This is a genomic window from Micromonospora sp. I033 (assembly GCF_053890995.1).
Window position 1 is genome coordinate 1 of record NZ_JBSSLX010000050.1, and the last position, 15054, is coordinate 15054.

Annotated in this window: 12 protein-coding genes; 9 read left to right on the forward strand and 3 right to left on the reverse strand. The window is 75.4% G+C overall.

All coding sequences use genetic code 11. The features are described from left to right. Positions 1-48: 48 nt before the first annotated feature. Complete coding sequence (locus tag ACW0Q9_RS11485) at positions 49-1089, reverse strand: sigma-70 family RNA polymerase sigma factor (RefSeq protein ID WP_456180390.1); 1041 nt, start codon at positions 1087-1089, stop codon at positions 49-51. A gap of 72 nt (positions 1090-1161) precedes the next feature. Between ACW0Q9_RS11485 and ACW0Q9_RS11490 the strand changes: the two genes are divergently transcribed. Next, positions 1162-1992: an alpha/beta fold hydrolase gene (locus tag ACW0Q9_RS11490; RefSeq protein WP_456180392.1), complete on the forward strand. Its 831-nt coding sequence runs from the start codon at positions 1162-1164 to the stop codon at positions 1990-1992. Between the two features lie 118 nt (positions 1993-2110). Here ACW0Q9_RS11490 and ACW0Q9_RS11495 read toward each other — a convergent pair whose 3' ends face one another. Next, entirely contained in the window at positions 2111-3646 is a 1536-nt protein-coding gene (locus ACW0Q9_RS11495; protein ID WP_456180394.1) for a M4 family metallopeptidase, read from the reverse strand. 320 nt (positions 3647-3966) lie between these two features. Here ACW0Q9_RS11495 and ACW0Q9_RS11500 point away from each other — a divergent pair, with 320 nt between their 5' ends. Next, on the forward strand, positions 3967-4374 hold the full coding sequence (locus ACW0Q9_RS11500) for a DUF7144 family membrane protein (RefSeq protein ID WP_456180396.1): 408 nt from the start codon (positions 3967-3969) through the stop codon (positions 4372-4374). A gap of 15 nt (positions 4375-4389) precedes the next feature. On the opposite strand, the gene ACW0Q9_RS11505 is transcribed toward ACW0Q9_RS11500, so the two are convergent. Continuing rightward, positions 4390-5997 (reverse strand): hypothetical protein, encoded by a 1608-nt coding sequence (locus ACW0Q9_RS11505; protein ID WP_456180442.1) that lies wholly within the window; start codon positions 5995-5997, stop codon positions 4390-4392. Between the two features lie 264 nt (positions 5998-6261). Between ACW0Q9_RS11505 and ACW0Q9_RS11510 the strand changes: the two genes are divergently transcribed. From ACW0Q9_RS11510 to ACW0Q9_RS11540, 7 genes are all read left to right on the forward strand, one after another. Further along, positions 6262-8010: an ATP-binding protein gene (locus ACW0Q9_RS11510; protein ID WP_456180398.1), complete on the forward strand. Its 1749-nt coding sequence runs from the start codon at positions 6262-6264 to the stop codon at positions 8008-8010. 10 nt (positions 8011-8020) lie between these two features. Beyond that, positions 8021-9169, forward strand: a complete 1149-nt coding sequence (locus tag ACW0Q9_RS11515; RefSeq protein ID WP_456180400.1) for an exonuclease SbcCD subunit D — start codon at positions 8021-8023, stop codon at positions 9167-9169. Further along, the gene (locus ACW0Q9_RS11520) at positions 9169-11643 is read left to right on the forward strand and encodes an AAA family ATPase (RefSeq protein WP_456180402.1); all 2475 of its coding nucleotides are present in this window, start codon (positions 9169-9171) and stop codon (positions 11641-11643) included. The genes ACW0Q9_RS11515 and ACW0Q9_RS11520 overlap by 1 nt, the downstream gene beginning before the upstream one ends. A gap of 19 nt (positions 11644-11662) precedes the next feature. Then, positions 11663-12622, forward strand: a complete 960-nt coding sequence (locus ACW0Q9_RS11525; RefSeq protein ID WP_456180404.1) for a hypothetical protein — start codon at positions 11663-11665, stop codon at positions 12620-12622. Beyond that, positions 12622-13479 carry a spermidine synthase gene (locus ACW0Q9_RS11530; RefSeq protein WP_456180406.1) on the forward strand — a complete coding sequence of 286 codons (858 nt, stop codon included), beginning with the start codon at positions 12622-12624 and terminating at the stop codon, positions 13477-13479. Before ACW0Q9_RS11525 ends, ACW0Q9_RS11530 begins: the two co-directional genes overlap by 1 nt. Before the next feature lie 82 nt (positions 13480-13561). Next, complete coding sequence (locus ACW0Q9_RS11535) at positions 13562-14260, forward strand: sigma-70 family RNA polymerase sigma factor (protein ID WP_456180408.1); 699 nt, start codon at positions 13562-13564, stop codon at positions 14258-14260. Further along, complete coding sequence (locus tag ACW0Q9_RS11540; RefSeq protein WP_456180410.1) at positions 14257-15045, forward strand: anti-sigma factor family protein; 789 nt, start codon at positions 14257-14259, stop codon at positions 15043-15045. The genes ACW0Q9_RS11535 and ACW0Q9_RS11540 overlap by 4 nt, the downstream gene beginning before the upstream one ends. The last annotated feature ends 9 nt before the right edge of the window (positions 15046-15054 follow it).

Genomic DNA, 15054 nt, shown 5'->3' on the forward strand with positions numbered 1-15054 from the left:
TCCGCCGGCGCCGCCCCCGCCGCCTGACCGCCGGCGCCCTCCGGCGGATCAGTGACCCGGCGGGTCCGGCGGCAGCGAGGCCGGCAGCCCGAACGCCGCGACGTGTGCCGCGCCCACGAACGAGGTGATCCCGGCGATCCGGTCGCCCCGCAGCGTCAGCACGTCGACCGACCACGGCAGGTACGGGCCGGTCCCGTCCCGGCGCAGGTAGCCGGCGACCGCGAGTTGGCCGTTCGCGTCGGCCGGCAGGTGCCGCCAGCTGCCGCAGGGGCCGAGCGGCGCCGACCGGGCGAAGTCCAGCACCGCCGCGACGCCCCGGTACCAGTGCGGCATCGGTGGCATGGACCAGGTGACGTCCTCGGCGAGCAGGGCCACCAGGGCGTCCGCGTCGCCGTTCTCCAGGGCGGTGGCGTAGCCGGTGACGACCGCCCGCAGCCGGACGTCGCCGAGCATCCGCAGGGTGCGCTGCTGGGTGGCGGCGGGAGCCCGCTCGGCGAGCACCCGGCGCGCCCGCGCGAGCGCCGAGTTCACCGAGGTGGTCGAGGTGCCCAGCATGGCCCCGATCTCGGCGGCGGAGTAGCCGAGGACGTCGAAGAGCAGCAGGGCGGCCCGCTGGTTGCCCGGCAGGTGCTGCACCGCGGCCACGAAGGCCAGCTCGACCGCCTCGCGCTGCTCGTACCGCGCGCCCGGCGGGACGGGGCCGGCCGGCAGGCCGGTGTCCGGGTAGGGGCCGAGCCAGGCGACGTCGTCGTCCGGGCGGCTGTCCGGTACGGCGCGGTCGCTGGCCGGGCCGAGGTCGACCGGCAGGGCCCGCCGGGCACGACCGGCGATGGCGTCGAGGCAGACCCGGGTCGCCACGGTGTACAGCCACGAGCGCAGCGAGCCGCGCCCGGCGAAGGCCGGCAGCCCGCGCCACGCCCGCAGCAGCGCGTCCTGGAGGGCGTCGTCGGCGTCGTGGACCGAGCCGAGCATCCGGTAGCAGTGCGCGTGCAGTTCCCGGCGCAGTGGCGCGACCAGCGCGGTGAAGGCGGCCTCGTCGACCGGGGCCGGGTCCGCGGCTCCGGTGGCGGTCGACGACGTGACGCCCACAACCGACGATTCTGCCGCATCACCGGAGTCAGGAAGGTGTACGGCTCATTCGCCACGAATCTGGAGGACCCGATGAGCAGCATGTCCACCGCGCCCGTCACCGCCGGCACCCTGGAGGTGCCCGACGGGCGGCTCTACTACGAGGTGCGCGGGCGGGGACCGCTCGTGGCCCTGGTCGCGGCCCCGATGGACGCCGACGCCTTCGCGCCCCTGGCCGACCTGCTGGCCACGGAGCACACCGTGCTGACCACCGACCCGCGCGGGATCCGCCGCAGCGTCCTGCACGACCCGCACCAGGACTCGACCCCCGAGCTGCGCGCCGAGGACCTCGTCCGGCTCCTCGCCCACGTCGACGCGGGTCCGGCCGCCGTGCTCGGGTCCAGCGGCGGCGCGGTGACCGTCCTCGCGCTGGCCCAGGCCCGTCCCGCGGGGGTGCACACGGTCGTGGCGCACGAACCGCCGCTGCTCGGCCTGCTGCCCGACCGGGAGGAACTGATGGCCCGTGAGGACGACATGATCGCCACCTACCGCGGCGGCGACCGGCTCGGCGCCGGGCGCAAGTTCCTCGCCAACGCCAACATCCACCTGCCCGAGGAGGTGGTGCTGGGCATGTTCGGCGGCGAACCGGACCCGCGGGCGGCCGCCGACGAGCACTTCCAGTACCTGCACATGATCCGGGGGACGACCCGGTTCCGGCCCGACGTCACCGCCCTGCGCGACGGCCCCACCCGGGTCGTCGTCGGCCTCGGGGAGCAGTCGACCGGTGAGGTCTGCGACCGCACCTCGCGGGCGCTGGCCGCGGCGCTGGGCACGTCGCCGGCTATGTTCCCGGGCGGGCACATCGGCTTCGCCGAGGACCCGGCGGCCTTCGCCGCCCGGCTGCGTGAGGTGCTCGCCGGCTGACCCCCGCACGGCGACGGCGGGCGCGGGACGCCGCGACGGCGTACCCGCGCCCGCCGTAGGGAGCGCGCGACCGCCCGGCGTCGACGGCGGAGGAGCCCGCCGACGCCGGGCCGGGCGATCAGTTGACGCTCACGGCCGACCAGGCGGCGGCCACGGTGCTGTACTCGGCGCTGGTGCTGCCGTACAGGTCGGCGGCGGCCGACAGGGTGGCGGTGCGGGCGCCCGCGTAGTTGGTCCGCGAGGTCATGTAGGTGGTGAGCGCGCGGTACCAGATGGCGCCGGCCTTGGCGTTGCCGATGCCGGTCACGGTGCTGCCGTCGCAGGTCGGACTGTTGCCGTACGCCGACGAGCCGCTGCCCACGGCGAGCAGGTAGAAGAAGTGGTTCGCCACGCCGGAGGAGTGGTGCACGTTGAGCCGGCCCACCGAGCTGCTCCAGCAGTCGGCGGAGGAGCCGTCCTTCGAGGGCTTGTCCATGTAGCGCAGCGGACCGCTGCTGCGCACCTTCTCGCCGATCAGGTAGTCGCCCGGGTCCTTGCTGTTGGCGGAGTAGAACTCGACGAGGGTGCCGAAGATGTCGCTGGTGGCCTCGTTGAGACCGCCCGACTCACCGCTGTAGCGCAGGCCGGCGGTGTTGCTGGTGACGCCGTGGGTCATCTCGTGACCCGCCACGTCCAGCGAGGTCAGCGGGTACCAGCCGGAGCCGCCGTCGCCGTAGGTCATGCAGAAGCAGGAGTCGCTCCAGAACGCGTTGGCGTAGTTGGTGCTGTAGTGCACCCGGCTGTACGCGCCGACCCCGTCGTTGCGGATGCCGTTGCGGCCGTGCACGGTCCGGTAGTAGTCCCAGGTCTTCTGCGCGCCGTACGCGGCGTCGGCCGCGGCGGTCTGCCGGTTGGCCAGGGTGCCGTCACCGAACACGTTCGAGGCGCTGGTGACCAGGGTGCCGGTGCCGCTGGTGCCGCCGTTGAGGTCGTAGGTCCGGTGACCGCCCCGGGTGGCGTCGGCGAGCTGCCAGGTGCTGCCCGACTGGGTGCTGCCCACGGTCACCGTGCCGGAGTGGAAGGTGTTGCCGGTGCCCTCGCTCTGCACGCCCTCCCAGGAGTCGCGCACCCTGCCGGTGGTGGCGTCCACCAGCACGTGCAGCTCGCTGGGGGTGCCGTCGGCGTAGGCGCCGCCCACCACGACCTCGTACGCCAGGGTGGTGCCGGCGGCGTCGGCGTCGTGGACGAGCTGGGTGCCGTCGACGCGGCGGGTGGCGGCGGTGGAGGCGGCGAGCGCGACCCGGCCGGCGGTCGCGGCGCCGACCCGGGCCCTGGCGCCCCGGGTCGGCGCGGCCGCGAGGCTCTGGCTGGCGCCCTTCCAGGTGTTGCCCCTGCCGAGGTGGACCACGGTGTCGCCGCCCAGCACGGGCAGGCCGTCGGAGTAGCGGTTGAGCCGGACGTGCTCGGTGCCGTCGGCGTCGGTCTGCACGTTCTTGAGGGTGAAGCTCTGGCCGTCGGCGACCAGCGCGCTGCCCGAGTGGGCCTTGAGCTGGGCGACCGCCCGGGTGAACGCGTCACCGGAGACGGGGGCGGCGGAGGCCGTGGTGGGCAGCGTGCCGGCGGCGGCGAGCAGCGCCGCCGTGGCCAGCCCACCGAGGAGCGTGGTACGACGCATGAAGTTCCTGCCTTCACTAGGACTGCCGGTCGGGGGGGTTCCGACCGACGGGTGACCCGCCGTGGGAGGGCACGCCGGATCGGCCGCGTCCGTGCAGGTCACACGGCAGCGGCGACGCACGAGGGATCGATGGAGGAAAGATCCTCGATGCGTTGTTGCACATTCTTGCCGCACGCGCCCCTTGTCTGTCACGACCTGCGGCCAAGATTTTTTCCAGGGTTCTTCGCGTCCCGGTCACCACCTGCCGGGAACCACGCCCCGCCGGATCGGGTCCGGCCGTCTCGCGAACCCGCCGGTGGTCAGCGCCGTAACCTCGGGGAATGCGTTCTCCGCAGGCGACCGGGACGGCACCGGACCGGACCCGTCGCCCGCTGCTCGCCGGTGGGCTGCTGGTCGCCACCGGCCTGACGGGCGTGCTGGCCGCGTACGGCATGCTCCGGTCCGGAGCGTTCCTGGTGCTGGCCGAGGGCGGGCTCTACCCGGTCGACGTCACCGGCTGGAGCTGGTTGTACCTGACGACGGGAACCGCCGTCACGCTCGCCGGGCTGGTGGCCGTCACCGGCCGGCGCGACGCGGCCACCGTCGCGATCGGGTGTGCCGCGCTGGCGGTCGTCGTGGAACTGCTCATGCTGCCGTACGCGCCGATCCGGGCGGTGCTGGTGGCCGCCGTCGACCTCGCGGCGATCCGGCTGCTGCTCCGGCACCGCCGCACGGTCGGGGCGGAGTGAGGCCGGGGCCGCCGGTCAGCGCGGCTCGCAGATCCGGCCGGAGAAGGCCGGGTCGCCCTCCCGGCCGGCCGCCCAGACGGGGTTGAGGGCCAGTGGGAGCGGCGGGGCCTGCCAGGCCGCGCCCAGCCGCTGGAGCAGGCGGTACTCCCGGCGCGGCTCGTCGACCCGGCTGCCGGCCAGGAAGTCGACCACCCGCTCCTGGGCCTGCCGCTCGCCGATCAGCCCGCCGTGCAGGGCGGGCATCTGGAACACCGGGATCCGGCTGTACTCGCCGGGCGGCGCCTCCGCCGCGCTGACCGTCGGCAGGAAGGCGATCATGCGGACCCCGGGCACCGGGCAGAGCGTGCGGTTGCGGTAGAAGGGCGCGTTGACCAGCACCGACCGCACGAACGGCTCGTCCGGGTGGCTCTTCACATGGCGGCCCCGGTTGGCGAGCCAGAAGATCCCGCGGAGTTCCCAGCCGGCCGCCACGCCCCACCCGGAATGCCCGGGCGGCGGGTAGTAGGCGCGGCCGGGCTGAACGAGCGGGCTGAACAGCAGCACCGCCTCCACCGGCAACGGCTGCGCCCACTTGTCGAGGTAGGTCCGCGCCACCATGGCCCCCTCGCTGAACCCGAGCAGGGCGATCGGCCGGCCGGTCCGCCGGTGCAGCCGGTCGATCTGGGCGGCGAGCAGCACCGCGCTGGAGTCCAGGGACCGGTGGGTCGCCTCGGGCCCGTACGGCCGCGGCCGCCCGTCCCGGTCGAGACCGGCGTAGGAGAACCGCTCCACCCGGGGGTCCGCCGGTAGCCGACCGCTCCACTGCGAGTCGTGCCCGGCGATGGCGATCACCGCGTGCGGCACCCGGTCGGGCAGCTGCTCGGTGAGCACCGGGGGCGTCCACTCCGCCGGCGGGCCCGTCGCCAGGCCGACGAGCGTCTGCGACCCGACCGCGGCGGCCATGGTGAGGACGATCGCCACCGGCGCGACCGGGATCCGGGCCAGGCGGATGCGGGCAGGTAGCACGGCCGCCGCCACGGTCCGCTGCCAGAGCAGGCCGTTGATCAGGCCGGCCAGCCCGGCCAGCGGGACGGCCCACCATCCCGGCATGCTGGAGATGAGCGCGCCCGCCACGGTCAGCACCACGAAGTTCAGCACCGACCAGCCGAGCAGTTCGATCGTCGGCAGGCCCCGCCACCAGTGCCGGACCACGCCCGCGCGTTGGAGGAACGGGGCGAGCACCAGCATCGGGGCGAGCGAGGCGAACAGGTAGAGGGAGAGCGCGACCGCCGAGAAGGCCACCGAGATGGCGGCCCAGGGCGAGATGATGACCAGGGCGAGCGCGGCCACCTCCAGGTTCCGCCGGACCAGCCAGCCGAACCCGGGACGCGCCGGCCCCACGGGCCAGGCCAGGTAGGTCAGCCCGGCGGTGAGCAGGCCACGGAACACGGTGAGCGCCACCAGCCCGAGCAGGAAGTTCCACCAGGAGTCGTGGTAGACCAGCAGCCACCGCAGGTCGTGGTACGAGTCGTACGGCCACACCGCGGTCACCTGGGGCGCCAGCCCCCGGGCGCCGTGGAACCCGATGCCGATGAGCACCGCCTCCTGCACCACCGGCGGCAGCACGGCGAGCACCAGCAGCATCGCCGTCCGGCTCCGGAGTGCCTCCACCGCCGCTCCTTCAGTGCCTTCGGTCCTCGGCCCCTTGAAGGATCTCCCGGGAGCCGGTCCGGCGGTGCCGGAATGGCTGACCAGGGCGTACGGAGAGTCAGCGGGCGGTCCCGCTGCGCAGGGCCGGCGGACCGGCGGGGTGGCGTCCGCCGCGTCGCGTGGCAACCTGTCGCATCCCTCGGGCAGGATGCACGACGTGCGCCGTGAACGGGACGACCAGCCGACCGGAGACCGCCGATGACCGACGACCTGCTCGACGGCCCCGGCGACGGGGTCGGCCGGGTGCTCGGCACCGCCGACGCCACCCCGCTCACCTTCTGGACCGCCGTCGCCCCCGGCAGCTACCTCCAGCTCGACGACGTGGTGGTGACCCGCCGCGAGCTGCCCGACCGGGAGCCGGTCACCATCGCCGGCGTGGTCACCCAGGTGCGCGCCCGGCACGAGGGGGCGCAGTTCGACTCCGACGTGTTCGCCATCGCCGACGGCACCCTGCCGGCCCAGGTGCAGGAGGCCGCCGAGGTCACCACCACCCGGGTCGACCCGGAGTTCTACGTGCCGCCCACCCCGGGGGCGGTGGTGCACCGGGCCGAGGGCGACGCCCGGGCCCGGGCGCTGCACTTCGACCGGATGGAGCGGCGCATCCCGATGGGCATGGGGCGCGACGGCGTCCCGGTCTACCTCAACGCCGACTTCCTCGACGGCACCCGCGGCGCGCACGTCTCCATCTCCGGCATCTCCGGCGTGGCCACCAAGACCAGCTTCGCCACCTTCCTGCTCTACTCGGTCTTCCGCTCCGGGGTGCTCGGCGGCGACGCGGTCAACGCCAAGGCGCTGATCTTCAACGTCAAGGGCGAGGACCTGCTCTTCCTCGACCACCCCAACACCCGGCTCGACGACGCCACCCGGGCCGGCTACGCCAAGCTCGGGCTCGACGCCGGCGCCTTCCCCGACGTCCGGGTCCACGCCCCGCCCCGGGTCGGCGACTCCTCCGGCACACCCGACGTGAGCAGCCGGCTCACCGGGGTGGACAGCTTCTACTGGACCCTGAGCGAGTTCTGCGCGGACCGCCTGCTGCCCTACGTCTTCGCCGACGCCGACGACGAGCGGCAGCAGTACACGATGGTGGTGCATTCGGTCGCCGCCCACCTGGCCCGATACGCCCAGCCCGCCGACGGCGGCGTGAGCATCGACGGGGTCCGGCTGGGCTCCTACGCCGACCTGGTCGACCACGTCGTCGAGCAGCTCAACGACGACGAGACCCGGGGCGAGTGGGCCGGCAGCGCGGTCGGCCTGGGCACGGTCAACGCGTTCGCCCGCCGCCTGATCGGCAGCAAGAAGGACCTGGGCCGGCTGATCCGTGGCGACCTGGCGACCCGCCGCCCGCACTCGATCAACACCGCCGAGTCCGCCCAGGTCACCGTGGTCGACCTGCACAACCTGCCGGACCGGGCGCAGCGCTTCGTGGTCGGCGTGACGCTCAAGAGCGAGTTCGAGCGCAAGGAGAAGGCCGGCACCGCCAAGCCGCTGCTCTTCGTCGTCCTCGACGAGCTCAACAAGTACGCCCCCCGCGAGGGCTCCTCCCCGATCAAGGAGGTGCTGCTCGACATCGCCGAACGCGGCCGCTCGCTCGGGGTGATCCTGGTCGGGGCGCAGCAGACCGCCAGCGAGGTGGAGCGGCGGATCGTCACCAACTCGGCGGTCCGGGTGGTCGGCCGGCTCGACCCGGCCGAGGCGTCCCGCCCGGAATACGGCTTCCTCCCGCCCGCCCAGCGCCAGCGGGCCCTGCTGGCCAAGCCGGGCACCATGTTCGTCAACCAGCCCGACATCCCGGTCCCGCTCTGCCTGGAGTTCCCCTTCCCGGCCTGGGCCACCCGGGTCTCCGAGGCCGGCCGGGCGCCCTCGGAGACGCTGCGCTCGATCACCCAGGCGGCCGACCCGTTCGCGGTGGTGGGCTCGGGCGCCGCCGACGACGACATCCCGTTCTAGAGGGCTGACCATGAAGATCCTGCACACCTCCGACTGGCACGTCGGCAAGGTCCTCAAGGGGCAGTCCCGGGCCGAGGAGCACAAGCAGGTGCTCGCCCAGGTGATCGACATCGCCCGGGTCGAGCGCCCCGACCTGGTCATCGTGGCCGGCGACCTCTACGACACCGCGGCGCCCACCCCGGAGGCGACCCGGCTGGTCACCCGGGCGCTCACCGCGCTGCGCCGCACCGGCGCCGACGTGGTGGCGATCGGCGGCAACCACGACAACGGCGCCGCGCTCGACGCGCTGCGCCCCTGGGCCGAGGCCGCCGGCATCACGCTGCGCGGCAGCGTCCGGGAGAGCCCGGCCGAGCACGTCATCGACGGCACCACCCGCGACGGTGAGCGCTGGCAGGTCGCCGCGCTGCCCTTCCTCTCCCAGCGCTACGCCGTGCGCGCCGTGGAGATGTACGAGCTGACCCCCGCCGAGGCCAACCAGACCTACGCCGACCACCTCGGGCGGGTGCTCGCCCGGCTCGCCGAGGGGTTCACCGAGCCGGACCGGGTGCACCTGGTCACCGCCCACCTCACGGTGGTCGGGGCGAGCACCGGCGGCGGCGAGCGGGACGCGCACACGGTGCTCGGCTACGCCGTGCCGGCCACCGTCTTCCCGGGCAACGCGCACTACGTGGCGCTGGGCCACCTGCACCGCTCCCAGCGGGTGATCGGCCCCTGCCCGATCCGCTACAGCGGCAGCCCGCTCGCCGTCGACTTCGGCGAGCAGGAGAACGTCGGGTCGGTGACGCTCGTCGAGGTGACCGCGACGTCCGCCGCGCGGATCCGGGAGGTGCCGGTGCCGGGCGCCGTCCCGCTGCGCACGGTCCGCGGCACCCTGGCCCAGCTCGCCGAGATCGAGGTGCCGGACGGCTGGCTGCGGGTCTACGTCCGCGAGCAGCCCCGCGCCGGGCTGCGCGAGGAGGTGCAGGAGCTGCTCCCCCGCGCCCTGGAGATCCGGATCGACCCGGAGCTGGTGCCCGCCCCGGGCAGCGGCACCCGCACCGCCCAGCGTGCCGGCCGCTCGCCGCGCGAGCTGTTCGCCGACTACCTGGGCAGCCGGGGCCACGCCGACGACGGCGTCCAGGAGCTCTTCGACGAGCTGCTCGAGGAGGTCGAGCACTGATGCGGCCGATGCGACTGGACATGGCGGGCTTCACCGTCTTCCGCGAGGAGACCACCGTCGACTTCACCGACGCCGACTTCTTCGCGCTGGTCGGGCCGACCGGCTCGGGCAAGTCGACGGTGCTCGACGCGATCTGCTTCGCCCTCTACGGCACGGTCCCCCGCTGGGGAGGCACCCGGGGCCTGGCCAACGCCCTCGCCCCGTCGGCCACCGAGGCGCGGGTGCGGCTGGTCTTCGAGTCGGCCGGCGACCGGTACGTGGCCACCCGGGTGGTCCGCCGCGACGGCCGGGGCACGGTGAAGACCGCCAACGCCGGGCTCCAGCTCATGCCGCCCGGGTTCGACGTCACCAAGCTCGACACCGGGCTCAGCCCGGAGGACCTGGGCGAGGTGGTGGCCGGCACCCCCGCCGAGATGGAGCAGGCGGTGCTCGACGCGGTCGGGCTGCCGTACGAGCAGTTCACCAGCTGCGTGGTGCTGCCGCAGGGGCAGTTCGCCGACTTCCTGCACGCCAAGCCGGCCACCCGGCAGCAGATCCTGGTCAACCTCCTCGGGCTGGGCGTCTACGAGGAGGTGCAGAAGAAGGCCACCGAGCGCGCCGGGCAGGCCGAGGCGAAGCTGGAGGCTGTCGACAAGATGCTCGGCGGCCTCGCCGACGTCGACGAGGAGAGCCTGGCCGGCGCCCGGGATCGGGTCGACCGGATGCGCGAGCTGGCCGGGGCGGTCGCGGCGGCCGTACCGGAGCTGGAGCGGGCACGAGCGACGGCGCGCGAGCAGGCGGCGGCCCTCGCCGCGCTCGACGGGGAGTTGACCGTGCTGGCCGGGGTCCGGCCACCGGACGGGACCGCCGAGCTGGCCCGGGCGGTGGCGGCCGCACGGACCGCCGCCGACGAGGCGGCCACCGCCGTCGGCCTGGCCGAGGAGCGCGAGGAGAAGCTGCGCGGCGAGCTGGCCGCGGCCGGCGACGAGAGCGCGCTGCGCCTCCAGCTCCGGGCGTACGCCGACCGGGAGAAACTGACCGGCGACGCGGCGGCGGTCCGCGCGGCGGTGGACGCGGCGCAGGCCGAGCACGACGCGGCGGCCGGGGCGCTCGCCGCGGCCCGGGCCGACGCCGAGCGCGCCGAGGCGGAGCTGGAGGCGGCGTTCCGGGCGCACGAGGAGGCGAAGGCCACCGACCAGGCGGTGGCGCTGCGGGCGCACCTGGTCGACGGCGCCCCCTGCCCGGTCTGCGAGCAGCCGGTCCCCCGGGTGCCGGCGGTGCCCAAGGGGTCGGCGGTGGCCCGGGCGCTCGCGGCCGGCAAGGCGGCCCGGGCGGCCAGCGAGGCCGCCAAGCGGGTGGTGCAGGATCGCGACGCGGCCGCCCGCGAGCTGGACCGGGTGCTGCTGCGCGCCCGGGCCGAGCACGACCAGCTCCGGGCCCGGCTTACCGAGCTGGACGGGCAGCTCGCCGACGCCGCCACGCCGGAGGCGCTGCGCGCGACCCTGGCCGAGCACGCCCGGCTGCGCCGGGCGCTGGAGGAGGCGGCGGGCGCGGTGCGCGCCGGCCGGGACGCCGCGCGGCGGGCCCGCGCCGGCCTCGACGGCGCGCAGGAGCGGCTGCGCCGGGCCTGGCGCGACTTCGACACCGTGCGGGACGGGCTGGCCCGGTTCGGCCCGCCGGCCGCCGACCGCGACGACGTGGCCGCGGCCTGGACGGCCCTCGCCGGGTGGGCCGGTGAGCAGGCCGGTCGGCGGCGCGCCGACCGGGCCGGGCTGGCCGCCGCCGTCGACGCCGCCGAGGCCGCGGCGGGCGAGGTGGCGGAGCGGATCGGCGGGCTCTTCGACGCGGCCGGGCTGGCCGGGCCGGAGGACCCGCAGCGCGACGCCGCGGTGGCGGTCGAGCGGGCCGAGGCGGAGCTGCGCCGGCTGGAGGAGCGCCGCGAACAGGCCGCCGAGCTGCGCGAGCAGCGGGCCGGCCACCAGCGGGAGTCCCGGGTGGCCCGCGCGCTCGCCGGGCACCTGCGGGCCAACAACTTCGAGCGCTGGCTGCTGGCCGAGGCGCTGGACCTGCTGGTCGACGGCGCCTCGCGGATCCTGCGTGAGCTCTCCGGCGGCCAGTACGACCTGGTGCACGACAAGGGCGAGTTCTTCGTGGTCGACCACCACGACGCCGGGCTGCGGCGCGGCGTGCGCACCCTCTCCGGCGGGGAGACGTTCCAGGCGTCGCTGGCCCTGGCCCTGGCGCTCTCCGAGCAACTGGCCGGGCTGTCCACGAGCGCGGCGAGCCTGGAGTCGATCGTCCTCGACGAGGGCTTCGGCACGCTGGACGCGGCCACCCTCGACACGGTCGCGGCCACCCTGGAGAACCTGGCCGCCCGGGGCGACCGGATGGTCGGCGTGGTCACCCACGTGCCGGCGCTCGCCGAGCGGATCCCGGTCCGCTTCGAGGTCCGCAAGGACGCCCGCACCGCCCGGGTCGAACGGACCGGCCTGTGAGCGCGCGAAGGGCGGCCCTGTGACGAGGTTCTTCGTCGACGCGTGGGACCCGGCGTACGGGGCGTCGTTCGAGGCGGCCGGCGGGGGCGGGCCGGCGGCGCCGAGCAGCGCCCAGGTCGACGCCGACGTCGAACTGCCCGCCACCGACTGGCGGGCCGTCGACGCCCGGCGCGACGTCACGGCCCCGGACGTGGTGCTGCTGGTCGACGGGGTGCGCCGGATCGACGCCAGCGTCTGGACGGCGGAGGACGACGGCACCTCGTTCCCCGGCATCGCCGCCTCGTACGCCGCCGGGGTGGTCCGCTGTGACCTGGAGCGGGGCGCGGCGGAGCTGGCCGGGACCCGGGTGGGCCGGGGGCTGTTCACCGCCAGCCCGTCGGCGCAGGACGTGGTCGCCGGGGCGATCCGCTACCCGGTGCACCGGGTGAGCGGCACCGGCGAGCTGAGCAAGCTGCCCGCCGCCGTGCAGGGCCCGCTCACCGCCCTGGAGGTGGCGGTCTCCGACGCGGTGCGGTCCGACGGCGACCTGCTGGTGGTGGACGGGCCGCTGCGCAGCCGGCGGAACCTGCCCCGCACCCTCGGCTACATCAAGACCCAGCACAGTCAATACCTGGACGGCCGGCTCACCGCGGTGGTCACCGGGCTGGCCCCGGGGCAGCGCTGCCCGGTGTTCCGGCTGGGCACGGCGTGGGGCGGCTACTCCTGGTACCTGCGGCTGCCGGTGGCCGGCGGCGCGCCCTGGGCGGGCATCGTGCGGGTGGAGTGCTCCGCCGACCTGACCGAGGCCGAGGCGATCGAGCTGGCCGACCTGTCCCTGGTCACGCTGCCCCGGTTCGCCTCCACCCCGTACAAGGACCCGCGCGCCCCGCAGAACCTGATCCCGATCGCCGGCCTGGAGCGCCGGTTGCGCGGGATGCTCGGCGACGCCCGCCTGCTGCACCGGGTGCTCACCGCGGCGGCCCGGGGGATCCGGCGCTGATGGGCCGGCGACGCGGCGCGGACCGGGCGGTCGCGCAGGTCGACACCGGACAGGCCGAGCTGGTGCCCGACCCGGACCGGCCGGGCTCCTGGACGCTGCTGCTCGACGGGGCCCCGCAGTCCCATGTGGACCTGGCCGACCCCACCCACCTGGAGTTCGAGTACGTCCGGCGGCTGGCCGCCGCCCTCGACCTGGTGGCACCGGCCGGCGCGCCGCTGCGGGTGCTGCACCTGGGCGGCGGCGCGCTCACCCTGCCCCGCTACGTCCAGGCCACCCGCCCCGGCTCGACCCAGCGGGTGTCCGAGGTGGACGGCGCGCTGGTGGAGCTGGTGCGGCGGGAGCTGCCCTGGCCGGCCGACCCCCGGCTGCGGGTCCGGGTCGCCGACGCCCGGGCCACCCTGACGTCCAGCCGGGACGGCAGCTACGACGTGGTGGTCGCGGACGTCTTCGCCGGCGCCCGCACCCCCGCCCACCTGACCTCGGTGGAATACGTCGCCGAGGTGGCCCGGGTGCTCCGGCCCGACGGGTACTACCTGGCGAACGTCGCCGACGGCCCGCCGCTGCGGCACGCCCGCGGGCAGGTCGCCACGGTGCGCACCGTGCTGCCCCGGGCGTGCCTGGTGGGCGACGCGGCGGTGCTGCGCGGCCGGCGCTACGGCAACCTGGTGCTGGTCGCGTCCCGCGTGGAGCCGCCGGTGCCGGAGCTGACCCGGCGGGCCGCCGGCGACTGGTTCCCCGGCCGGGTGCTGGCCGGCGCCGAGCTGGACCGGTTCGCCGGGGGCGCCCCGGTGGTCCACGACGCCGGCGCCACCGACTCCACCCCGCCTCCGCCCGGAATTTTTTCCGTCCGGCGTTGATCCGCTCGGCGGACCGCTCCGTATCACCGGGCGGCCATGCCCGTGGGGGGTCGGCTGACGTCATTGGACACCGGAGGTCTGCATGCATGCGGTGGCGGCCGGCTGGCACGGCGAGGTGGCGAGGCCCGAGTGGATGTTCGCCCGGGCACAGCCCCAGTCGCGCGCGTCGAGGTCGGGCCGGGGGGTCGACGCCCGCCCCTCGGATCGCCAGAATGACCCGGTGACGCCGCGACCGGCGCCCGGACGCCACCAGGCGACGTCCACCGAGGCCAGCCACTCCGACCAGCTGATCCGGCTGCTCTACGCCGAGCACGCCGGGCCCCTGCTGATGTTCGTGATGCGGCTGACCGGCGGGGACCGGCAGCGCGCCGAGGACATCGTGCAGGAGACGCTGCTGCGGGCCTGGCGCAACGCGCACCGCCTGGGCACCCACGGCCAGGGCTCGCTGCGCCCCTGGCTGGTCACGGTGGCCCGGCGGATCGCCATCGACGAGCACCGCAGCGAGCAGGCCCGCCCGGCGGAGACCTACGACCGGGACCTGACCGCGTTCGCCGAGTCGGACAGCACCGACCGGGTGCTGCGCACCATGACGGTGGCCGACGCGCTGCGTACGCTGAGCCAGTCGCACCGGGAGATCCTGGTGGCGACGTACTTCCGGGGGCGTACCGTGCCCGAGGCGGCCGAGGAGCTGGGCCTTCCGCTCGGCACCGCGAAGTCGCGGGTCTACTACGCGCTGCGCGCGCTGCGCACGGCTCTGCAGGAGAGGGGGGTGACGGAATGAGCCGCGCGGACCACATGGACGTCGCCGCGTACGCGCTCGGCGTGCTGGACCCGCAGGACGCCGAGCGGTTCGAGGAGCACCTGGCCACCTGCTGGGCGTGCGCGGCGGAGCTGGAGACGATGGTCCCGGTGGTGGGGCTGCTCTCCGGCATCGACGGCGAGGCGATGGCCGCGCTGGAGCAGACGCACACCGATCCCGCGCTGCTGGACCGTACCCTCATGGCGGTCCGCCGGGACCGGAAGCGGACCCGGATGCGGCAGGTCTTCGCCGCCGCGGCGGCCGTGGTGGTGTTCGGCGGCCTGAGCGGCGTCGTCGCCGCCGGCGTGCTCGACGGCGACGACGGGAAGCGGATCCCGCAGGCCGAGCCGACGCTGACCGCGCCCGTCACCGCCCCACCGTCCCCCGGGCCGACGTCGTCGGGGGACGGCATCGGGGGCAACAACGAGTTCGAGGGCGACCCGCACGAATCTCTCGACCCGAGCACCGGCGTGAAGACCACCATGTGGCTGGCATCAAAGGAGTACGGCACGCAGATCGGGGTGTTCCTCACCCGCCTGCCCGGGCCGCGCACCTGCCGGCTGGTCGTGGTCCGGAAGAACGCCACCAGCGAGGTGGTCTCCACCTGGTCGGTGCCGGGCGGCGGCTACGGCACGAACACCAACCAGCTCCCCCTGACGCTGAGCGCGTCCACCTCCGCCCCGCTCAAGGACATCGAGAAGATCCAGGTGCAGTCGGTCGACGTCAACGGGGTCGCCAGCCCGCTGGTGACGGTGGCCGACCTCTGATCCGCCGGG

Bases quoted from the DNA above. Each gene is read 5' to 3' on its own strand.
- ACW0Q9_RS11490 (WP_456180392.1), top strand. From the start codon at position 1,162: ATGAGCAGCATGTCCACCGCGCCCGTCACCGCCGGCACCCTGGAGGTG.
- ACW0Q9_RS11495 (WP_456180394.1), bottom strand. From the start codon at position 3,646: ATGCGTCGTACCACGCTCCTCGGTGGGCTGGCCACGGCGGCGCTGCTC.
- ACW0Q9_RS11500 (WP_456180396.1), top strand. From the start codon at position 3,967: ATGCGTTCTCCGCAGGCGACCGGGACGGCACCGGACCGGACCCGTCGC.
- ACW0Q9_RS11505 (WP_456180442.1), bottom strand. From the start codon at position 5,997: ATGCTGCTGGTGCTCGCCGTGCTGCCGCCGGTGGTGCAGGAGGCGGTG.
- ACW0Q9_RS11510 (WP_456180398.1), top strand. From the start codon at position 6,262: ATGACCGACGACCTGCTCGACGGCCCCGGCGACGGGGTCGGCCGGGTG.
- ACW0Q9_RS11515 (WP_456180400.1), top strand. From the start codon at position 8,021: ATGAAGATCCTGCACACCTCCGACTGGCACGTCGGCAAGGTCCTCAAG.
- ACW0Q9_RS11520 (WP_456180402.1), top strand. From the start codon at position 9,169: ATGCGGCCGATGCGACTGGACATGGCGGGCTTCACCGTCTTCCGCGAG.
- ACW0Q9_RS11530 (WP_456180406.1), top strand. From the start codon at position 12,622: ATGGGCCGGCGACGCGGCGCGGACCGGGCGGTCGCGCAGGTCGACACC.
- ACW0Q9_RS11535 (WP_456180408.1), top strand. From the start codon at position 13,562: ATGCATGCGGTGGCGGCCGGCTGGCACGGCGAGGTGGCGAGGCCCGAG.
- ACW0Q9_RS11540 (WP_456180410.1), top strand. From the start codon at position 14,257: ATGAGCCGCGCGGACCACATGGACGTCGCCGCGTACGCGCTCGGCGTG.